The 20,347-nt window shown below is 70.7% G+C and carries 16 protein-coding genes and 1 pseudogene; 7 read left to right on the top strand and 10 right to left on the bottom strand.

Translation table 11 applies throughout. The features are described 5' to 3' along the window. Window positions 1-193: 193 nt before the first annotated feature. Window positions 194-745 carry a hypothetical protein gene (locus ACFWP5_RS00605; RefSeq protein WP_384148391.1) on the bottom strand — a complete coding sequence of 184 codons (552 nt, stop codon included), beginning with the start codon at window positions 743-745 and terminating at the stop codon, window positions 194-196. 359 nt (window positions 746-1,104) lie between these two features. On the opposite strand from ACFWP5_RS00605, the gene ACFWP5_RS00600 reads away from it, so the two are divergent. After that, complete coding sequence (locus ACFWP5_RS00600; protein WP_384148389.1) at window positions 1,105-1,542, top strand: protease inhibitor; 438 nt, start codon at window positions 1,105-1,107, stop codon at window positions 1,540-1,542. 138 nt (window positions 1,543-1,680) lie between these two features. On the opposite strand, the gene ACFWP5_RS00595 is transcribed toward ACFWP5_RS00600, so the two are convergent. Next, the gene (locus tag ACFWP5_RS00595; RefSeq protein WP_384148387.1) at window positions 1,681-2,058 is read right to left on the bottom strand and encodes an STAS domain-containing protein; all 378 of its coding nucleotides are present in this window, start codon (window positions 2,056-2,058) and stop codon (window positions 1,681-1,683) included. A gap of 253 nt (window positions 2,059-2,311) precedes the next feature. Next, a complete protein-coding gene (locus ACFWP5_RS00590) occupies window positions 2,312-3,814 on the bottom strand; it encodes an MFS transporter (protein ID WP_384148385.1) in 1,503 nt (500 codons plus the stop codon). Between the two features lie 123 nt (window positions 3,815-3,937). Between ACFWP5_RS00590 and ACFWP5_RS00585 the strand changes: the two genes are divergently transcribed. Continuing rightward, window positions 3,938-4,780: an alpha/beta fold hydrolase gene (locus ACFWP5_RS00585; RefSeq protein WP_384148383.1), complete on the top strand. Its 843-nt coding sequence runs from the start codon at window positions 3,938-3,940 to the stop codon at window positions 4,778-4,780. Here ACFWP5_RS00585 and ACFWP5_RS00580 read toward each other — a convergent pair. Then, complete coding sequence (locus tag ACFWP5_RS00580) at window positions 4,774-5,427, bottom strand: TetR/AcrR family transcriptional regulator (RefSeq protein WP_384148381.1); 654 nt, start codon at window positions 5,425-5,427, stop codon at window positions 4,774-4,776. The genes ACFWP5_RS00585 and ACFWP5_RS00580 overlap by 7 nt on opposite strands. A 76-nt stretch (window positions 5,428-5,503) precedes the next feature. Here ACFWP5_RS00580 and ACFWP5_RS00575 point away from each other — a divergent pair, with 76 nt between their 5' ends. Genes ACFWP5_RS00575 through ACFWP5_RS00565 form a run of 3 tightly spaced genes read left to right on the top strand, consistent with a single transcriptional unit; the run spans window position 5,504 to window position 6,891 of the window. Continuing rightward, a complete protein-coding gene (locus tag ACFWP5_RS00575) occupies window positions 5,504-5,941 on the top strand; it encodes a VOC family protein (protein WP_384148379.1) in 438 nt (145 codons plus the stop codon). Window positions 5,942-5,997: 56 nt separating this feature from the next. Next, complete coding sequence (locus ACFWP5_RS00570) at window positions 5,998-6,357, top strand: ArsR/SmtB family transcription factor (protein WP_384148377.1); 360 nt, start codon at window positions 5,998-6,000, stop codon at window positions 6,355-6,357. 6 nt (window positions 6,358-6,363) lie between these two features. After that, a complete protein-coding gene (locus tag ACFWP5_RS00565) occupies window positions 6,364-6,891 on the top strand; it encodes an SRPBCC family protein (protein WP_384148375.1) in 528 nt (175 codons plus the stop codon). 88 nt (window positions 6,892-6,979) lie between these two features. On the opposite strand, the gene ACFWP5_RS00560 is transcribed toward ACFWP5_RS00565, so the two are convergent. The 4 genes from ACFWP5_RS00560 to ACFWP5_RS00545 form a co-directional block, all read right to left on the bottom strand. After that, on the bottom strand, window positions 6,980-9,796 hold the full coding sequence (locus ACFWP5_RS00560) for an NHLP bacteriocin export ABC transporter permease/ATPase subunit (RefSeq protein WP_384148373.1): 2,817 nt from the start codon (window positions 9,794-9,796) through the stop codon (window positions 6,980-6,982). A 1-nt stretch (window position 9,797) separates the two neighbouring features. Beyond that, window positions 9,798-12,020, bottom strand: a complete 2,223-nt coding sequence (locus ACFWP5_RS00555; protein ID WP_384148371.1) for an NHLP family bacteriocin export ABC transporter peptidase/permease/ATPase subunit — start codon at window positions 12,018-12,020, stop codon at window positions 9,798-9,800. Continuing rightward, window positions 12,017-12,823: an HlyD family efflux transporter periplasmic adaptor subunit gene (locus tag ACFWP5_RS00550; protein WP_384148369.1), complete on the bottom strand. Its 807-nt coding sequence runs from the start codon at window positions 12,821-12,823 to the stop codon at window positions 12,017-12,019. The genes ACFWP5_RS00555 and ACFWP5_RS00550 overlap by 4 nt, the downstream gene beginning before the upstream one ends. Before the next feature lie 125 nt (window positions 12,824-12,948). After that, window positions 12,949-13,164, bottom strand: coding sequence for a hypothetical protein (locus ACFWP5_RS00545; RefSeq protein WP_019068576.1), 216 nt, complete (start codon window positions 13,162-13,164; stop codon window positions 12,949-12,951). Between the two features lie 782 nt (window positions 13,165-13,946). Between ACFWP5_RS00545 and ACFWP5_RS00540 the strand changes: the two genes are divergently transcribed. After that, complete coding sequence (locus ACFWP5_RS00540; protein ID WP_384148367.1) at window positions 13,947-15,320, top strand: S1 family peptidase; 1,374 nt, start codon at window positions 13,947-13,949, stop codon at window positions 15,318-15,320. Window positions 15,321-15,410: 90 nt separating this feature from the next. On the opposite strand, the gene ACFWP5_RS00535 is transcribed toward ACFWP5_RS00540, so the two are convergent. After that, entirely contained in the window at window positions 15,411-17,555 is a 2,145-nt protein-coding gene (locus ACFWP5_RS00535; protein ID WP_384148645.1) for a SpoIIE family protein phosphatase, read from the bottom strand. Between the two features lie 227 nt (window positions 17,556-17,782). Here ACFWP5_RS00535 and ACFWP5_RS00530 point away from each other — a divergent pair. After that, a pseudogene (locus ACFWP5_RS00530) lies at window positions 17,783-18,364 on the top strand (LuxR C-terminal-related transcriptional regulator); the annotation flags it as partial. Here ACFWP5_RS00530 and ACFWP5_RS00525 read toward each other — a convergent pair. Beyond that, window positions 18,287-20,116: an ATP-binding cassette domain-containing protein gene (locus tag ACFWP5_RS00525; protein ID WP_384148643.1), complete on the bottom strand. Its 1,830-nt coding sequence runs from the start codon at window positions 20,114-20,116 to the stop codon at window positions 18,287-18,289. The pseudogene ACFWP5_RS00530 and the gene ACFWP5_RS00525 sit on opposite strands and share 78 nt — an antisense overlap. Window positions 20,117-20,347: the final 231 nt, after the last annotated feature.

Here is a 20,347-nt window from a genome sequence, read left to right as displayed (position 1 = left end):
AGCGGGGGACGGCGGTGGAGCGCGTTGTAGCGCGGTGGCGGAGTGGACGGCCGTTCACGCGCGCGGGGTGGGCGGGGTGAGCGGATGCCGTCCTCAGGGTGTCTGCCGACGCTATTGCCGGCCGCGACACCCGCACCAGAGGACGGTTCATCCATCTTCCGTGCCATGGGTGGAGGAATCATCCACCCTGGAGTCACTCGTCTTCGCCCGGGGCGTCCTCCGGTTCGGCGTCGGGGCCCTGGGCGCGGACCCGCTGGACGTGTTCGAGGGAGTCGCGCAGTTCGCTGAGCCAGTCGTCGGTGTGGCGCTGGACGAGGCGGACGCACCAGGCGAGCGCGTCGCTGCGGCTGCGGGCCACGCCGGCGGCGATGAGGGTGTCGAGGACCTGGCGCTCGGGCTGGCGCAGCCGGGTCATGACGGGCGCGGAGATGTGCGTGAACAGGGACCGCTCCCCGGCGCACTCCACACCCCACGAGACCTTCCTGCGGAACCGGTGCTCGGCCTCGCGCGCGACCGCGATCCGGGTCTCCCGGGTGCGCTCGCGGAACTCCTGGACCCGCCCCTGGACGGCCGCGTCCTTCTCGGCGTCCGAGACGTCCTCGGCGAGCCGGGGCGCGGGGATACGGCCGATCACGGTGACCTCCTCGCGGTCGACCGTGACCTCGACCAGCTCCTCGAACAGGTCGTCGGGCAGACGGCCGGTGAACCAGCCGCGAAGCTTCTCCTGCTGCTCTGTCGTAATCATGTAATGACGATTACTCGTGAGCAGAGCGAATGCAAGGGGCTGCGGCGGAGTGCGCCGAGAGCTGAAGCGGAATGTTTCGGGACTGTTTCAGGACGATTGGCGAGCACGGGTAAACCGGCCATCCGACCCGCTTCGACGATCAAGAACCGTGCGGTTGCGGGGTCGGCGCGTTCGAATTCTGTGACTTCACGCCACTGATTCAACACGCAAGGTTACTGAAACCTGTGGGTGGGATGTGAGTTTCCGCGACGGACTCGGCAGAGTGGCGCCCGCCGGTCCGGCACCGACCGAGCGGGACCGGCACCTCTTCGAACCGATCGTTTCGTGATCGGTTCGCATCGAGCGGAAGGATGCACACAATGCGGAACACCGCGCGCTGGGCAGCGACCCTGGGTCTGACGGCCACCGCCGTCTGCGGACCCCTGACCGGGTCGGCCCTCGCGGCCCACGGAGCCGGGCTGGCCTCGCTCTACGCCCCCTCGGCCCTGGTGCTGACCATGGGCCACGGCAACGACGCCGCCCTCGCCACACCGGAACGCGCGGTGACCCTCACCTGCGCGCCCACCTCCTCCGGCACCCACCCGGCGGCCGCCGAGGCCTGCGCCGAACTGCGCGGCGTCGGGGGCGACTTCGACGCCCTCATGGCCCGGGGCGACGTGCTCTGCAACAAGCTCTACCGCCCCGTCGTCGTCACGGTCGACGGTGTCTGGCAGGGCAGACGCGTCTCCTACGAGCGCGCCTTCTCCAACGAGTGCGTGAAGGACTCCTACGGATACGGAGGCGTCTTCACGTTCTGAGAGACCGGGATCGCACGGTCTCCGTGAGCGACAGGGAGGGTCCGTAGCTGGGGAGTGCGTACCCCTGTCACGGAGTACCGCGGTCCCGCACCAGGGGTCGGCCGGGCGGTGTGGGGTCGCCCGTGCCGGCCCCTGTCGTCATTGCGGCCTCTCGGCCTGCGAGGGCAGCACGCGGAGCGGCGGAAAGCGGCCGAGCAGTCCCGAGGCGCGCAGCAGCCGGTCGATGCGCGGCCCGTCCGAGATGACGCGCAGCCGCCCGCCACGTTCCCTGGCCCGCCGTTCGGCCCGGCACAGCACACGCAGCCCGGAACAGTCGAAGAACTCGACGGGCCGCAGGTCCACCAGTACGTCCGGCTCCCCGACCGCCGTCGCGGCGTCCAGATGTTCCACGACGAAGTCGGCCGTCGCCATGTCGATCTCCCCCGACACCTCGACCACCGTGAAGGGGCCTCTCGACCGCGTACGGGCACAGGAGTTGGCCGCGGGACTGCCGTGTTCGTCCGTTTCCGCTGTCATGGCCGCTCCACCTCGGCATGGGGCGCGTTGGATCTCGGTAGCTACCCCGGTGATGCCCTGGGCATCCCTGAACTCGCCGCCCGCAAGATCTAGTTCACTCGACATGGTGAATTCCGGTCCGAAAGGTTGACTTTCTGTCAGTAGGTGGTCGCGATCGGGCGACGGCGCTCGGGGTGAGCGGTGAAGAGGGGCCGCCGTCTCCCTGCGGACGGCGGCCCCTCGGTCTGTGCGGCTCAGGCTCGGGCGGAGCCGATCACATGTGGACGACCGGTGCGGCGTCCGCCTCCTGCTGCGGAACCCCGCGACGGTAGAGCACGAACGCGATCAGTGTGCCCGCGGCGAAGAAGCCCGCCGACCACCAGAACGCGGTGGTGTAGCTCTCGATCGTCGCCTGCGCCTGGACCAGCTTGCTGCGCGCGTCCTTCCCGGCCAGGTAGTCGGTCGCGGCGCTCGCGGCCAGCGTGTTCAGCAGCGCCGTACCGATCGAACCGCCCACCTGCTGCATGGCGTTGACCGTCGCCGAGGCGACACCCGCGTCCTCGGCGGCCACCCCGCCCGTGGCGAGCTGCATCGCCGGCGGCATCACCATGCCGAGGCCCGCGCCGATCACGATCAGCTGGGGCAGGACATGGGTCGCGTAGGACGAGGTGGTCCCGATGTCGGTCAGCCAGGCCATGCCGACCATGGCGATGGCGAAGCCCAGTGGAATGACGACCTTCGGGCCGAGACGCGGCACGAGCATCGTGGTGCCGATCTGCGCCATGACCATCAGGGCGCCGATCATCGGCAGGAACGCGACACCGGTCTTGGTGGGGCTGAAGCCCAGGTTCAGCTGCAGGTAGTAGGTGAGGAAGAGGAACACGCCGAACATGCCCGCACCGGTGATCAGTACGGCGAGGAACGAGGCGCCCCGGTTGCGGTCGAGCAGGATGCGCAGCGGCAGCAGCGGGTGCGCGGCGCGGTTCTGCCACCAGGCGAAGGCGGCGAGCAGCAGACCGCCCGCGATCAGGAAGCCCCAGGTCTGCGGCGAACTCCAGTCGTGCGTCTCGGCGTTGGAGAAGCCGTAGACGAGGGAGAAGAGACCACCGGCGACCAGGACCGTGCCCGGTACGTCCAGCTTGGAGCCCGCGGCGTCGCGGTGGTTGCTGAGCAGGACCCAGCCGCCCGCGAAGGCGACGAAGGCGATGGCGACGTTGACGTAGAGCGTCCAGCGCCAGTCGAAGGCGTCGGTCAGCACACCGCCGAGCAGCAGACCCACCGCACCGCCGGCGCCGGCGATGGCGCCGTAGACGCTGAAGGCCCTGGCGCGCTCGCGGGCGTCGGTGAACGTCGTGTTGAGCAGGGAGAGCGCGGCCGGCGCGAGCAGCGCGCCCGCGACACCCTGGAGGGCGCGTGCGGTGACCAGCATCTCGAAGCTGGTGGCGGCGCCGCCGAGCGCGGAGGCGGCGGCGAATCCGACGACACCGGCGAGGAAGGCGGTCTTCCGGCCGAACAGGTCGGCGATGCGGCCGCCGAGCAGCAGCAGGGAGGCGAACGCCAGGGCGTACGCGGTGACGATCCACTGCCGGTTGCCGTCGGAGAAGCCGAGGTCCTTCTGGGCCGACGGCAGGGCGATGTTCACGATGGTGGCGTCGAGGACCACCATCAACTGCGCGACGGCGACGATCGCGAGGATCCACCACCGCTTCGAGGAGGACGCGGACTGCTCCTCCGCGGCACCCGACCGGGTGCCTTCGGTCAGAGTCTTCTGGGACATCGGGAACCACTCCAGGGAAGTCGTTCGGGGTTTACCAAAACGTAAACGAAACGGTTTCGTACACATGGAGACTAGAGCACTTTCAGCGAAACGGCAACGTTTCGCTGAGGATGGGGAGCAGGCATGCGCAGTGGAGTGTTCGAGGTCGATGGAGCCGGGCTGTACTACGAGGTACGCGGCACCGGCCCGGCGCTGTTGATGGTCAGCGGGGCCGGGGGAGACGCCGGCTACTACTCCGGCATCGCCGAGACCCTTTCCGACGCTTTCATGGTGATCTCCTACGACCGACGCGGCAACTCGCGCAGTTCCGGCAGGTCGGAGACGCCGATGGACCTTTCCGTGCAGGCGGCCGACGCCCGCGCACTCGTCGACGGACTGGCCGACGGGCGGGCGCTGGTCTTCGGCAACAGCGGAGGCGCGATCATTGGCCTCACGCTCGCCGCGCTGCATCCGGAGGCGATGGCGGGCCTCATCGCCCATGAGCCGCCCGCCGTGAACGTCCTGCCCGACGGCGACCCCGGCCGCGGTTTCTTCATCGAACTGGCCGCACTCTACGAGCAGGGCGGGGCACCCGCGGCCGGCCGCCGGTTCGCGGAGACGACACGCGGCGAGGGAACGTACCGCTGGCCCGCCGACCTCTGGAAGCGGTTCCTCGGGAACCAGGACCACCTCTTCGGCACGGAGTGGCCCGGCTTCGCCGCCTTCCGGCCCGACGAGACCGCGCTCAAGTCGGCCCCGTTTCCTGTCGTGTTGGGTGCGGGCGCGGAGGACCGCGGTACGTACTACGCCCGGCCGTCGATCGAGATCGCCCGCCGGATCGGCGTGCCGTGGGTCGAATTCCCCGGCATCCACATGGAGTTCCTGCGCAACCCGGCCCAATTCGCGGCGGCGGTAAGAGTGTTGGCGACCCAGATGTACAGCCGCGAAGGTGATGTCCCGCGACTCTGGCAGGGCACCGTTCAGTGAGACCCGAGCAGCTCCGCGACCAACGCCCGCCGCAGCCACGCCCGATAGGCATCCCGGGTCCAACCCCGGTGCCTGCGCAGGAGTTGATGCGTGTGCGGTGACGCCAGGGCGTAGAGCGTGTCGGCGGCGGTGCCCGCGTCGAGGCCCGGGCGAAGGGCTCCGCGCTCCTGAAGTGCCGTGGCCAGGGCCAGATGCACGCCGTACGTCGCCTCGGCACCGGCGTCCGCGGACGCCCGCATGTCCGGGTCGGTGCCGGCCGCTTCGACGGTCACCATGATCAGGTCACCGGCGCGTTCCAGCAGGTCCGTCGTCTGGTCGACGGTGCGGGCGATCGCGCGCTCGGGGTCGGGCTCGTCCCGGATCGCCAGGGTCTCGGGGCGCTCCGGGACGGCGACCGGCTCCTCGTCACCGGCGAGCGTGACGCCCAGGGTGTGCCCGAACAGCGCGGCCTTGGTGGGGAACGCGTCGTACAGCGTGCGCTCGCCGACATCGGCCAGCGCCGCCACCTCCTTCATCCGCGTGCCCGGGTACCCCTTCTCCGTGAAGAGCCGCGCGACCGCCTCCCGGATACGGGCGCGGGTTGCCTCCGCCGCCTCGGCGCGCTTGGCCGAGCGATACGGCCTCTTCTGGGTGACGGGGTCGGGCATGGGGAGGAGCCCAGAAGAAAATCGTCGCAGTGGTACTGCGGTGAAATGAGTCAGGGCGATGAGGAGTGTGGGTGCCATGCCGGAGCTCGCCGGAATCCACCACGTGAAGATGCCCGTCACCGACCTCGACCGCCCGCGCGACTGGTACGGCCGTGTCCTCGGTTTCAAGGTCACCCATGAGTTCCGGGACGCGGACGGAGTCGTACGCGGGCCGGAGGGGGAGGTCCCGGGACTCGGCGGCTCGATGCTCTGCCTGCGCGTCAACTCCGAGGCGGCGCACGGCTGTCGGGGCTTCGACCCGGTCAGTTTCGCGGTCCGGGACCGCGCCGACGTCGAGGCCTGGGCCGCTCATCTCGACACCCTGGGCATCCCGCACTCACCGGTGATCGAGGCCTCGATCGGCTGGCTGTTGGTGTTCAACGACCCGGACGGCCTCGACCTGCATCTCTACAGCTGGGCCGCGCACGGGGTGGATCACGGGGGTGCCGCGGGGTACGGCCGCGCGGTCGCGTGAGCGCGAGGGCTGTACATTCCTTGACGGGAATATAACCCCCGAGGCATATTGGAGTCATGTCCGACGCCTCGCTCTGGACCGCCCTCGCCGATCCCCACCGGCGGGCCATCGTCGCCCTGCTCCTGGAGCGGCCCCGGCCCGTCGGCGAGATCGTGGAGGCATGCGGTCTGAGCCAGCCGAGCACGTCGAAGCATCTGCGGGTGCTGCGGGACGCGGGCCTGGTCCGCGTACGGCAGGACGCACAGCGCCGTGTCTACGCCCTCGACCCGGCCCCGATCGCCGAACTCGACGCCTGGCTCGCCCCCTACCGCGAGCTGTGGAACCGCAGCCTGGACGCACTGGGCCGCCGCCTGGACGAGACATCGGACGACACCGACGACACCGACGTCACCAAGGAACCCACCCCGAAGGACTGATCCGCCATGTCCGTCGACCTCACCGGCACGTACCTGACCCTGGAAGACGGCCGCGCCGCCGTCCGTTTCAGCCGCACCTACGACCAACCCCTCGACCGTGTCTGGCAGTTCGTGACCGACCCCGACGAACTCGCCCAATGGTTCCCCTCCCGCGTCGAGTTCGACCTACGGCCCGGCGGCACGGTCACCTTCAGCGGAGACCCCAACATGCCGGAGTCGACCGGCCGGGTCATCGCCGTCGACGCACCCCGGCACCTCTCCTTCGAATGGGGCGGCGACGAGCTGCACTTCGACCTGGAGGAGGTCGAGGAGAAGCGCACCCGCTTCACGCTCACCAACGTCCTGAGCGCCGTGGACACCGCGTCCCGCAACGGCGCCGGCTGGGAGGTCTGCCTGGCCGCCCTGGACGCGAAGGCCCGCGGCGAGCACGTCGAGGGACCGCATTCCGGTGCCGGTGTGCCCTGGAAGGCGTTCTACGACGGCTACTTGGCGGCCGGGATTCCCTCCGGCGCGGCCGTCCCGGGCCTGGACTGACCCGTCACGCCGACCGGCCTGTCAGGCCGGCTGACCCCTCACGCCGACCGACCCATCACACCAACGGACCTGCACGCCGACCAACCCGTCACGCCATCTGTCGCCGCACCAGCTCGTGCAGCCTGCCGCCCGTGTCCGCCAACAGCTCGGCGGGCGGCCCCTGTTGGGCTACCTTGCCGTCCTCCATGACGACCACGCGATCGGCGTCGAGCACGGTCGACAGCCGGTGCGCGATGACGATCCGGGTGGCGTTGAGGGCCTTGGTACTCTCGATCACCGTGCGCTGGGTCTCGTTGTCCAGGGCGCTGGTCGCCTCGTCGAAGAAGAGGATGCGCGGCCGGCGGATCAACGCCTGCGCGATCATGAGGCGTTGACGCTGGCCGCCCGACACCGCGCCGCTGCCGGCGACGATCGTGTGCAGGCCCATCGGCATCCGCTTGATGTCCTCGGCGAGCCCCGCCATCTCGGCCGCCGCCATCGCCTCCTCCGGCGTGAACGGTTCGGTGCCGCAGATGACGTCCAGGATGGAACCGGTGAACGGCTGCGCGTGCTGGAGCACCACCCCGCACTGCCGCCGCACCGCCGACTGGTCGAGGGCGCCCAGGTCCTGGCCGTCGTAGAGGACGCTGCCGGAGACCGGTTTGTCGAAGCCGATGAGGAGGCGGAGCAGGGTGGACTTGCCGCAGCCGCTGGGGCCGACGATCGCCACGAACTCGCCCGCGCGGACGTCGAACGAGACGTCGTCGAGGACGAGGGGGCCGTCGTCGGCGTACCGGAAGGAGACCCGGCGGGCCTCGATCGCGCCGGACAGTTGGCCGGGGCGGGTGCTCGCGGTGCGGACCTCCGGGGCCGCGTCCAGGACCGGCCTGATCTCCTCGAAGAGGGGGAGTGCGGACACCGCCGAGACGAAGGCGCCGGTGAGGCTGGTGACGGAGGTCAGGAGCATCGTCACCGAGGTGTTGAAGCTGAGGAAGGAGGCCGCCGACATCGAGCCGCGCGCCGGGCCCGCGAGGATCATGAACATCAGCAGGGTGCAGACCGGCAGATACACCGCGCCCATGACCGTGGTGAGGTTCTTGATCCGGCCGACCCGCTGTTGGAGTTCGCGGCTGCGGGCGAACTCGGAGGCCCAGGCGGCGTAGGCGTAGTTCTCGGCCGCCGCGACGCGGAGTTTCGGCAGGCCGCGCAGGGTCTGGAACGCCTGGTTGTTCAGCTTGTTGTTGAGGACGACCAGCTTGCGCTGCCAGCGCACCTGCCACAGGCCGAGGCTCAGGAACACGGCCGCGATCACGACGAGCATGCCGATCGCCGCTAGCGCCATCGAGGGGTTGTACCAGAACAGCAGGCTCAGGTTCATCACGCCGACCGTCACCGACTGGGCGACGACGGGCCCAACTCCCGCCAGCAGACGGCGGATCGAGCTGATGCCCATCGCCGCGCTCGCCAGTTCACCCGTCGAGCGTTCGGTGAAGAACTTCGTCGGCAGTCTCAACAGCCGGTCCCAGACAGCCGGTTGGAGTGTGGCCTCGATCCGCCCTTCCAGGCGGAGGATGGTGAGGTTCTCCAGCAGCATGAAGGCCGCCGCCACCACGCTGGTGATCATCACGGCCAGACAGACCTGGACGATCAGGTTCGTCTGCGCCTTCGGCACGAACTCGCCGAGCACCTTGCCCGTCGCGATCGGCACCAGCGCCCCGATCGCGACTGTCACGAGTCCGCTGATCAGCAGGTTCGTCAGGTCGCTGCCGGTGCTCTGCATGCTGAACCGCAGCAGCCTGAGCGGGCTGAGCCGTCGTTCGGGCAGCGGACGGTAGAACATCACCGCGCGCGGCTCGAACTCCTCCGCGTTCGCCTTCTCGATCGGCGTCTCACGCCCGGTCGCCGGATGCACGGCGACATAGCCGCCGCGCCGCCACAGCAGCGCGACCGGCGCTCCGGACAACGCCCGATGACCCACCAGCGGGCCGACGTTGTCGCGCCACCAGCGTCCGTCGAGCCGTACGGCCCGCACCCGGACCCGGGAGGCGAGGGCGATGCGCTCGACCGGGTCGAGGCGGTCGCTCTCACTGCCGCTCTGCGCGGGTTCGGCGAGGGTGATGCCGGCCGCCTCGGCGACCAACTTGCAGGCCGCGTACGACGCGTCGGCGTCCGCGGCCGTCGTACGCCGGGCCGACGACTTGCCGATCGACGCCAGCAGCGTCCGGTCGGCCTGCGCGCGGACCGCCTCACCGGCCTTGATACCGGCGGCGGTTCGGGTCTCGTGGGTGCGCTCCAGCTGCTCGATCCACTTGTCCAGCGTGGACAGCAGCCGGTACTGCTGGTCGACCATGCCCTGCCAGACACCCGGGTCCATCAGCAGATCGGCGGCGGCCTCCGCGCCGTACATCGAGCCGTACTGCACGCTGCCCGGGGGCACTTGCATCCAGAACACGTCGTCGTCGGTGAGCGCGGCGGCCCGGTCGGTGGCCATCGGCGCCTGGAAGAGGATGGAGAGACCGCGGCCGACGCCGAGGGCGAGGGCGTATTCGAGCGGGCTCGACGTCGGGGGCACGTACTGGGGGTTGCCGTACTCGTCGTACGACCAGGTCTGGGTGTTCGCGGGCTGGTACAGCTCGCGCAGGCCTATACGGTGCACCACGCAGTCGCGCAACGGCCGCGCCACCAGCGTGTGTTGGGGACCGGCGACCGGGCCGAGCAGCAGCGAGCCCGCCTCCAGACGGCCGAGGTGGTGCCAGTGGCCCTGCTGCACGGCGTCCACCGCGAACAGGTCGATGGCGCCCGACGCGACGAGCCACAGCACCTGCGGGCCTTCGAGGTCGAGGCGGTTGAGTCCGGCGGAGTCGATCGGCGTGCCCAGGTTTCCCAGTGCGCCGAGGACCAGGTCGCCCTCGTGAACGGACGTCATCTCAGTGCTCCTTGACCAGCGTGGCGTACGCGCCGCCGGCCGCCACCAGGGCGTCGTGCCGCCCGCGTTCCACGATCGTCCCGTGTTCGAGTACGACGATCTCGTCGCTGTCGCGCACGGTGCTGAGCCGGTGTGCGATCACCACGCAGGCGCAGCCGCGCTTGCGCAGGTTGTCCATCACCACCTGCTCGGTCTCCGCGTCCAGGGCGCTCGTCACCTCGTCGAGGACGAGGATGCTGGGCCTGCGCACCAACGCCCTCGCTATCTCCAGGCGTTGACGCTGACCGCCGGAGAAGTTGCGTCCGTCCTGCTCGACCCGGCTGTGGATGCCGCCGGGCCGCCGCATGACCACGTCGTACAGCGCCGCGTCCCGCAGCGCGTCCTCCACGGCCTCGTCCGGGATCGACGGGTCCCACAGCGCCACGTTGTCGCGGACCGACCCCTCGAAGAGGAACACGTCCTGGTCGACGAAGGAGACGGAGGCGGCAAGCGCGCCGCGCGGGATGTCCTCCAGCCGATGGTTGTCGATGCGGATCACGCCTTCCCAGGGCGTGTAGAGACCCGAAATCAGCCTGGACACCGTCGACTTGCCGCTGCCGGAGCCGCCGACCAGTGCCACCTGCTGACCCGGGCCGACCGTCAGGTCGAAACCGGTGAGGAGCGGCTTGTCGAGCGGGCTGTAGCCGAAGGTGATGTTCTCCAGCTCGACGTGCCCTTGCAGCCGGCGGGTCGAATCGCCGCCGCCCGCACGGGAGTAGAGCGGGTCGGCCTGGAAGTTCTCGACGTCCTTGAGGCGGGCCACGTCGGCCGCGAAGTCCTGGATGCGGCCCGCGACGCCGTTGAGCCGGGTGATCGGCGCGGTGAAGCGGGTGACCAGCGCCTGGAAGGCGACCAACAGGCCTACGGAGATGTGTCCTTCCACCGCCCGCATCCCGCCGATCCACAGGATCAGCCCGCTGTTGAGCGAGGCGAGCGTCGGCGCGACCACACCCAGCCAGGCGCTCGGCACACCGAGCCGCTGCTGCTCCTCCAGGGTCGTGGCGTGCTGTCCGGCCCACTTGCGGAAGTAGCCGTCCTCGCCGCCGGTCGCCTTCATCGTCTCGATCAACTGGAGCCCGGTGTAAGCCGTGTTGGTGAGCCGGGCGGAGTCGGCGCGCAGCTTCGCCGTCCGGGTCGCGCGCAGCCGGATGACGACCCGCATCGCCACCACGTTCAGCAGTGCGACACCTATGCCGACGTACGTGAGTTGGGGGTCGTACGTGTAGAGCAGGAACGCGTAGAGCACCACGACCACCGCGTCCACGCCCGCCGCCGACAGGTCGCGGGCCAGGGTCTCGGCGACGGCGTCGTTCGACTGGAGGCGCTGCACCAGGTCGGCCGGGCTGCGCTGGGAGAAGAACGTCACCGGCAGCCGCAGCAGATGACGCAGGAAGCGGGCGCTGGAAAGAGTGGAGGAGATGATGCGGCCGTGCAGCAGATTCGCCTGTTGCAGCCAGGTCAGCGCCAGCGTGAGCAGCACGCATGTGCCCATCGACGCGAACAGGACGCCCAGCAGGGACGTCTGACCACCAATCAGGAACATGTCGATGTAGGTCCGGCTGAGCGCGGGCATCGCCGCACCGACCAACACCAGCAGCAGACTCGCGAGAACGGCGGCGGGCATCGTGCCGGCGGTACCGCGCAACCGGGCCGGCATCGCGCCCAGGACGCCCGGCTTGCGCCCGCCCTTCTCGAAACCGTCGCCCGGCTCCATGACGAGGACGACACCGGTGAAGCTGGCGTCGAAGTCCTCCATGGGCACGAACCGGCGGCCCTTGCCGGGGTCGTTGATGTACACCCCGCGGCGGCCGAAGCGGCGCCCCATGCCGTCGTAGACGACGTAGTGGTTGAACTCCCAGAACAGGACGGCGGGCGAGCGCACTTCGGCGAGGGCGGCCGTGTCCATCTGCATGCCCTTGGCCGTCAAACCGTAACTACGCGCCGCCTTCAGCAAGTTGCTGGCACGCGAGCCGTCGCGGGAGACACCGCAGGCGATGCGCAGTTCCTCCAGCGGGATGTGACGGCCGTAGAAGCCGAGCACCATCGCGAGGGAGGCGGCGCCGCACTCGACGGCCTCCATCTGGAGGACGGTGGGTGAACGGACCGTCTTCACACGGCCTTTGGGGACCGGGCGTTTCGGCGGGGCGGAGCGGCGTCTGCTCCGGGTGTCCTGTACGGAGCTCACGGCAGCAGCCAATCGAGGGGACGCTGATCGGCCAGCCGGATCGAGGCCGAGGCCATGGTCATGGAGGTGAGGGCGAACGGCGGTCCGTCCGCGGACGACCACTTGTAACCGCTCTTCGTCCCCGACGACTTGTCGAGCCTCACCAGCACGGCCACCGGCCTGCCCTTCTTGGTGAACTGCTCGCCGAGCTGGCTGTCCCCGAGGAACGCGGAGATCTGCTGCGCCGACTGGGCGGACCGGTCCACCGCCTTGACCTTGCCGCGCAGCACGCCGTACGTCTGTGTCGGCACCGACGAGACGGTCAGGTCTACGGCGGCGTTCGCTGGGATGGAGGCCGCGTTCTCGGCGGGGACGTACACCGTCGCGTACAGCGGGTCGGTGGCGTGGGCGACCTTCTCCACGGCGGCGACGTTCGCGCCGGTCTGGATGATCTGGCCGATGGTGGCGGCGAGCGCGGTGATCCGGCCCGCGGCGACCGTGCGCACGACGGAGTCGCCCTCGCTCGTACGGACCTTCAGGACGGGCGAGTTGGCGGGCAGCCGTTCGCCTTCCTGCGCGAGGACGGCGGTGACCTGTCCGGCCACGGGACTCTGCAGGATGTAACTGCCCTCCCCGTGCGTGAGGATGGCGGACGCCCCGACCGTGGACGCCACAGAACCGGTGACCGCCCACACGGACGCGGCGGCCACCACGACCACCGTCACGGAGAGCACGAGCCAGCCCTGCGGACGCGCGAAGCGCACCGGAAGATCGAGCTCTTCGGGCGACTGGAGCTTGGCGAGGGCCTGTTGGCGGAACTGCACGATTTTCCCTCACCTGTGAAGGCGCTGGTGACTGACCCGGCGAGTGAGCCGAGCCCAAAAATAGGAGGGCACCCGAAATCCCGGAGCCGGGAAACGGCTCCGGGACTCGGTGTAACAAGGTGCGATCAGAGACCGGCGACCAGGCTCGTGACCGGGGCCACGTTCAGGCCGGTGGTGCCCTCGACCGTGCCGATGACCGAGTCGACCAGGCCGGAGACCGGGACAACGCCGTCGACCAGGCCGGTGACGGTGCCGAGCGCGTTCACGGACAGACCGCCGGAGACGTTGTCGAGCTCGGCGTCGGAGATCTCGACGGTCTCAACCTGGGGGGTGGAGTTCATGGGGGAACTTCCCTTCATATGGATATTCACAAGGGGGGAGCGGCCCCCTCTGGGGACAGACGACGGCCGCGACCGCAGGCGCCGGGCGCCGTTTCCGGAGCCCTGGTGGCTCCTGCGGTGCGATGGATCAAAGCACGCTGCGGGTGGACGCAGCCAATCAAACTCCCGTCCCACCAGGGCACTTGAGTCCCAGGGGTCGCGAACCGTGCAGGCGTGGGCACGAGGTGTCGGCGACTTCTTCACACGCAGCGCGGCATCGTTCCGCGGGAGGGCTTGCGGACCCGGAGCGGAATCGGGCACTCCCCACCAAAGGCGCTCCGGGGGGCGTGTGCATGTGCAGATCCGTCGAGTCCGGTGACTTGGTTGGGGATGCGCTGTGCAGATTCCCTGAAGTGAGGATTCCGCTCACTGTTCTCGACTGACCGTTGTCGACCGGTCGCGTTCCGTGTCGGTCCGGGTGGCGCCGGGGAGCGTGCCGGGAGTGTGCGAACCGAGCCCGCGCGTGGGCAGGTTCGGCCGGCACCGATTCGATCAAGACATCCGCCCGCTCGCCGCGCGCCGGTACGGACAGGGGCAGCCACGCCGTCGGCACTGGCCCGCAGCCACCTCGTACCCCTGCCAGGTCAGGGCTTGCACATGGCCGATTCCCGGTTTCGTAAAGGAAGTTGGGAAACGGAATTGAACGCCCCGCGTGACACGTGCGTATCAACGGGCATCCAGGCGCCCCCCCCATAAGCCGCCACACGGCGGCGCAGACCCCGGTCCCCAGGAGGTCGAGAAGTTTGAGTCACAAGCGAATTCCGAAGCGCAAGGCAGTGATAGCGGTTGGCGGTGTCGCGGCTCTCGGAGCGGCGGCGATCCTGCTCCCGAACGCCAACGCGTCCCAGGACAATTCGGCAGGCGCCGCCACCCCCAAGACCCTCAAGGCGACGGGCGCCTCCGACCTCTCCTCGCAGATCGCCGGACTGCTGGGTGACGCCTTCGCCGGGTCCTACTACGACAGCGCCACACAGCAGCTCGTCGTCAACGTGATCTCGGGCGACAACAACAACGTGGTCGTGCAGGCGGAGAAGGCCGGCGCCAAGGTGCGAGAGGTGCAGAACAGCACCGCCGAACTCACCGCCGCCGCCCAGACGTTGAAGACCAAGGCGACCGTCCCCGGTACGGCCTGGTCGGTCGACCCGAAGACCAACAAGATCCAGGTCCTCGCCGACAGCACCGTCACCGGCTCCGACTGGGACACCGTGCTCTCGACCGTCAAGAGCCTCGGCACCGGCATGGCCACCGTCAAGAAGACCGGCGGCTCCTTCAAGACGCTGGTCTCGGGCGGCGACGCCATCTTCGCCCAGACCGACCAGGGCGGCGTGCGCTGCTCCCTCGGCTTCAACGTCACCGCGAGCGATGGCACCCCCGCCTTCCTGACGGCCGGACACTGCGGCGTCGCGGCGAAGCAGTGGTCCGACTCGCAGGACGGCCAGCCGATCGCCACCGTCGACCAGGCCACCTTCCCCGTCAACGACTTCTCCCTGGTGAAGTACGACGACCCGGCCACGCAGACCACGAGCGACGTCAACGTCGGCAACGGCCAGACCGTCCAGATCACCCAGGCCGAGGACGCCACGGTCGGCACGCAGGTCTTCCGGATGGGCAGCACCACCGGTCTGCACGACGGCACGGTCACCGGACTCGACGCGACCGTCAACTTCCAGAGCGAGACCGACCCCAACGGTGTCGACACCGTCAACGGCCTCATCCAGACGGACGTCTGCGCCGAGGCGGGTGACAGCGGCGGCTCGCTCTTCACCCAGGACGGCGGCGCGGTCGGCCTCACCTCGGGCGGCAGCGGCGACTGCACCGCCGGCGGCGAGACCTTCTTCCAGCCGGTCACCGCCGCGCTCACGGCGACCGGGGCCACCCTCGGCGACGCCGGCGCGGGTGCCGGCGCGGGCGGCGACACCGCCACGGCGGACCCGTCGGCGACCGCCGCGGACCCGTCCGCCACCGCTGCGGACCCGTCGGCGACCGCTGCGGACCCGTCCGCCACGGATGGCACCGGTGACCAGTCCGGAGCCGTGGACCCGTCCGCCACCGACGGCACCGGTGACGGGACGGGCACCGGAGCCGGCGACGGCTCCTCGCTCACCTCAAGCCACTGACCCGACCCCTTCCAGCGTTTCAGGTCGGCGGTGGATCGGTCCGGCCCTCCGGCGGGAGGGCCGGACCGCCCTGCGTTCACGTCGTGTACGTCATTCCGGTCCCGGCTCCCGGGCCCGCAGCAGAAGCAGCGCCACGTCGTCGATCCGCTCCCGCGCCGAGGCACTGTGCCGCACGAGTTCGTCGGCGATCTCCTCCAACGGCAGGTCCCCGGCCGCGGCGAGGCGTTGCCCCAGTTCGGCCAGGGCGTCCTCGATGTCGACGCCGGGGGACTCGATGAGCCCGTCGGTGTAGAGGGCGAGGACGGAACCGGGCGCGAGATCGACCTCCGTCGTCGGATAGACGGCGTCGGCGTCGATGCCCAGCAGCGGACCGCCCGCCAGGTCCAGCACCCGCACCCGCCCGTCCGGACGGCGCAGCAACGGCGGCGGATGCCCGGCCCGCGCCATCACGGCCGTACCGCGCGCGGGATCGAGCCGTAGATACAGACAGCTCGCGAAGAGTTCCGAACCGAGGTCGATCAGCAGCCGGTTGGTGCTGCGCATGACCTCCTCCGGAGCCTGACCGACTGTCGTGTACGCGCGGACGGCGGTCCGGATCTGCCCCATCAGCCCGGCCGCGGTCACGTTGTGCCCCTGCACGTCACCGATCACGGCCGCCAGTCCCTCTGAGGTCACCAGGTCGTAGAAGTCGCCGCCGATCTCCATGCCCTGGGTGGCCGGCAGATAGCGGGCGGCGGCCTCGATTCCCGGCAGCGGCGGCAGCGAGTGCGGCAGCAGCGCCGCCTGCAGCCCGTGCGCCAGCTGGTGCTTCGCGTCGTAGAGCAGCGCACGCTCCAGGGCCTGCGCGATCAGCCCGCCCAGGCTCGTCAGCACGGCCCGCTCGTCCGCGGGGAAGACATGCGGCTCGCCGTAGGCCAGCACACAGGTGCCGACCGGGCGTCCGGACGCGATCAACGGCAGATACGCCCAGGCCTCGAACCCGTCGGGTGTGGCGTACCGGCTCGGATACAGCCGTTCCAGCTCCTGCCGGGAGTCGAAGAACGCGGGCACACCGCTGCTCAGCGCGGCCGTCCCCGGCGTCGATTCGGTCAGCGCCATCCCGTCGAAGCGCTCCACGACATGCGGGTCCGGATAGCCGCGGTGCCCCAGCACATGCAGCCGCCCGCCCTGTGAACCGAGGACGACCAGCGCCTGGCTGCCGACGGCCGGGGCGACCTCGTCCGCGATCAGCTGCACCACGTCCTCCACCCCGACCGCCTCGGTGAGCGCCCCGGCCAGGCTCAGCACCTGCGAGATGGTCACAAGGCGCGACGGCCCTTCACCCGGCTCCGGTGCCGCCCGGCTCAGCTCCGTCACCGCCCGCGCCCGGCTGATCCGTACGCTCAGCCCGGTCGTGGTCGGATACAGCCGGAACGACAGCCACTCGCCCGGCGGCCGCAGCGCCACGAACGACGTGACCTGCTGACTCAGCAGCGCGGCCCGGTAACGGTCCTCGTACACCGGGTCGTTGAGCCAGGACACCGCCGCCCACAACTGGGTGCCGAGCAGACTGCTCACCGACATGCCGAGCAGCTCCCCGGCCGCCGCGTTCGCGAAGCCGACCCGCCCGTGCAGATCCAGCGAACACAACCCGTAGGGCAACCGGGCCACCATCCGCGCCGCCTCGACCGTGCCCAGCGTCCCGGCCCCGCTCGTCGCGGGCCCGGTGGCGAGCAGATCGGGCTCGGCGCGCACCGGGCGCCGCTCCTCGCTCGCGCGCTCCAGCCGTACCGCGAGCCGGTCGCAGGCGGAGGTCAGCTGGTCGCGGTCCCGGTCGGAGAGGACCGGGGGATGCGAACCGGGCCAGGTCACGAAGACCGAGCCGTAGACCGTGGACGCCGTGGCCACCGGCACCGCGGCCAGAGCGAAGGGGTACGGCAGCACCACCGCGATGCGCGGATAGCGGCGGGCCATGTCCTCCTCGCCGCCGACCCAGATCAGCCGCCGCTCGCGCACCGCCTCGGCGACCGGGATCGGCGCGCTCAGCCCGACCCGCTCCCAGGGCGCCGCGAAGGCGCGGGGCAGCCCGGCCATGACCGCCATCTCCAGCACCGGCTCGTCGGGCGTCAGCAGATACACCGCACCCGAGTGCGCGTGGACACCGTCCATCATCGCGGCCAGGGCAAGAGACAGCAACGGCCGCCCGACCGGCGCCCCGGCGACCGCCGGAACCTGCCCGTCCGACACGCCGACCACCTCCTCGTACGGCCGCGCGGTCTCAGGGATCAGGCTCCACCCTGGGGGCCCGACGCGCACGGCGAGCGAGATCGTCCCCCGGTGGAGAGGCGGTCGGGCGTACCCCGAGGCCCCTGTTGTATACCTCCCGAATCGAAGCGCGCGGCGGCGTACGGGCGCCTCGCGTGCGCCCCCGCGCACCCTGTTGGCCGGTTCTCCGCGACCGCGCGCGGTCGCGGAGACGAACAATGGGGTACGCGCGAAACCACCGTGAAACCGGCGAACGGCGAGCTGAAGGGACGGCAGTGATCCGGCTACTTCTGGTGCAGGACGCGTGTCTGGTGCGATCGGTTCTCGCGGAGTGGCTCAGCCGAGAACCCGACCTCGGGGTCTACGACACGCCGTGGCGCACCGCACCCGGTCGCGTCCGGTCCGTACGGCCGGACGTCTGCGCGGCGGACCTCGACTGCTCCGACACGTACGGCATGCCGCCACTCGCCGAACTCGGCCCGCGCGGCACCGGCCCCACCCCGCCGGGCCTCCTCGTCCTGGCCACCGCGCACCGCTCCGGCCTGCTGAAACGCGCGCTGGAGGAGGGCGCGCTCGGCTATGTCGACAAGGCGAGCCCACCGAACCGACTGGTGCACGCCATCCGGCGCGTCGCCGAAGGGAAACGTTTCGTTGACGACTCGCTGGGCTTCGGATTCCTCAAGGCCGCGGAGATGCCGCTGACCCGCAGAGAGCTGAACGTGTTAACCCTGGCCGCCGAGGGCGCCTCCGTCGCGGAGATCGCCGGGAGCCTGCACCTGTCCCACGGGACCGTGCGCAACTACATGGCGGCCATCACCCGCAAGACCGGGGCCCGCAACCGCGTCGACGCGATCCGTATCTCGCAGGGCGAGGGCTGGCTCTGACGACCAGCTGCCCACCAGCTCCCGATAGAGCGGGGAGCGACGGAGCAAATCGTCGTGCGTGCCGAGCGCGGTCTCCCGCCCGTCCATGACCAGCACCCGCCCGGCCCGCCGCGCCGAACTGATCCGATGCGCCACGACGACCAACGCCCCGCCCGGCCGCCCCCGCCCGGCGAAGGCACGCTCCGCGCGCTCCTCCGCCTCCGGGTCCAGATGGCAGGTCGCCTCGTCGAGAAGGGCGAGCGGCGCGTACGACAGATAGGCCCGGGTCAGCGCGATCAACTGCCGTTCGCCTGCGGAGAGCGCCGCAGGGTCGACCGACGCGCCGGGCCCACCGAGGGCATCGAGCAGCGGCCCGAGCCCGACGGCCTCGGCTGCCTCCAGCAACTCCGTTTCGGGCACAGAGCCCGGCCGCAGATGCCCGAGGTTCTCGCCGAGCGTCCCACTGAAGACGTACGCCTCCTGCGGGATCAGCACCCGCTGGGCCACCGTTTCGGACACCGGCCGCCCGTACACCCGGATCGTGCCGTGTCCGGGCTTCAGCAGTCCGGCTGCGAGGGCGGTGAGCGTGGATTTCCCGATACCGCTCGGGCCTACGACGGCCAGGTGGGCGCCTTGGGGGAGGGCGAGGGTGAGGTCACGGAGGACGGGTTCGCCGGCGGTGCCGTAGGCGAAGGTGACGGAGGTGAGGGAGAGGGCTGGGGGGTTGATCGGTGGGGGTGGGGTGAGGTGGGGGACCGTGGTCGGAGGTCGGGAAGCCGACGGAGGTGCCAGGCGGCGTAGGACCACCGCGAGGCGGGAGCCGCTGGTGCCCAGGCCGTGGACCAGGTTCTGGAGGGCGGGGAGCAGGGACTGGGTGACGTAGGCGAGGGCACCGACCAGAGCGCCGGGGGTGACGCCGTGCCCGAGGAGCCAGGGGGCGGTGGCGAGGAGCAGCAGGATCGGCAGTTGGCCGCCGATCGCCAGGGCCGCCACGCGCAGGACGCCCCAGCGGGCCAGTGAGCGGGCGGCACGCAGTTCGGCGTCGACGAGGTGACCGGTGTCAGCGGCGACCTGTTCTTCGGCACCGGCCGCCGTGATGTCCCGCAGACCGGGGCAGACGGTGCCCAGCCGGTCGGCGAGGGCCTCGTCGGCGAGGAGGAAGGCCTCCTGCCGCCGGGCCAGCGGACGCAGGGTCGCCGCGAACAGGGACACCCCGGCGACGAGCGGTGGCGCCACGACGAGAAGCAGCAGCGGGTCGAGTGAGAAGAGCCCTGCCAGCGCACCCACTGCGGTGAACAGGAACGACCGGGACACCATCACCATTCCGGCGAAGGTGTCCCGGGCCAGCTCCACCTGCTGGGTCAGCCCGGACAACGCCCCGCCGTCCGCCTCCCGCACCCCGCGCGCGACGACCCGCTCCACGAGCCGGTCCCTGAGCGGCTCGACCAGATCGGCGACACCGCGATAGACCCGCCCGGTCCCGAAGGCCCCGACGACCACCCCGACCCCCGCCACTCCGAGCCACCCGAGCCCGACGCCACCCCGCCCGGCGAGGAACCCGGCGTCCAACGCCCGAGCGAGTCCGTACCCGACGAGGAAGGTCTGCCCGGCTTCCAGCACGGACCAGGCGGCGAGGCGGACCAGCACGGGCCGGCGGGCGCGGAGGAAGCGGAGGCCTCGGCGGGGGATGCCGGTGGCGTCGTGAGGGCGGGCGTCGAGCGGCGCCGGTTCTCGCGGTCGGGCGCGCAGGAAACGGAGGCTGCCGCGAGGGACGCTGCTGGCGTCCGGGGTCCGGGTGCGTCGCCGGGGATCTGCCGACCCGGTGCCGGGTGACACAGGGTTCCGCCGGCGCCCGTGCAGGAGGCGGAGGCCGCTTCTACGACCACGACCGTCGTCCTCGGCCCCGCAGCGAGGTCCGGT

Source organism: Streptomyces sp. NPDC058469, from assembly GCF_042721125.1.
GTDB lineage: Bacteria > Actinomycetota > Actinomycetes > Streptomycetales > Streptomycetaceae > Streptomyces.
This window is presented reverse-complemented; position numbering and strand designations above follow the sequence as displayed.

Coding starts and splice junctions, on each gene's coding strand:
- ACFWP5_RS00590 (WP_384148385.1), bottom strand. CDS start 3,814: ATGTCCCAGAAGACTCTGACCGAAGGCACCCGGTCGGGTGCCGCGGAG.
- ACFWP5_RS00570 (WP_384148377.1), top strand. CDS start 5,998: ATGTCCGACGCCTCGCTCTGGACCGCCCTCGCCGATCCCCACCGGCGG.
- ACFWP5_RS00545 (WP_019068576.1), bottom strand. CDS start 13,164: ATGAACTCCACCCCCCAGGTTGAGACCGTCGAGATCTCCGACGCCGAG.
- ACFWP5_RS00580 (WP_384148381.1), bottom strand. CDS start 5,427: ATGCCCGACCCCGTCACCCAGAAGAGGCCGTATCGCTCGGCCAAGCGC.
- ACFWP5_RS00565 (WP_384148375.1), top strand. CDS start 6,364: ATGTCCGTCGACCTCACCGGCACGTACCTGACCCTGGAAGACGGCCGC.
- ACFWP5_RS00600 (WP_384148389.1), top strand. CDS start 1,105: ATGCGGAACACCGCGCGCTGGGCAGCGACCCTGGGTCTGACGGCCACC.
- ACFWP5_RS00575 (WP_384148379.1), top strand. CDS start 5,504: ATGCCGGAGCTCGCCGGAATCCACCACGTGAAGATGCCCGTCACCGAC.
- ACFWP5_RS00560 (WP_384148373.1), bottom strand. CDS start 9,796: ATGACGTCCGTTCACGAGGGCGACCTGGTCCTCGGCGCACTGGGAAAC.
- ACFWP5_RS00595 (WP_384148387.1), bottom strand. CDS start 2,058: ATGACAGCGGAAACGGACGAACACGGCAGTCCCGCGGCCAACTCCTGT.
- ACFWP5_RS00605 (WP_384148391.1), bottom strand. CDS start 745: ATGATTACGACAGAGCAGCAGGAGAAGCTTCGCGGCTGGTTCACCGGC.
- ACFWP5_RS00585 (WP_384148383.1), top strand. CDS start 3,938: ATGCGCAGTGGAGTGTTCGAGGTCGATGGAGCCGGGCTGTACTACGAG.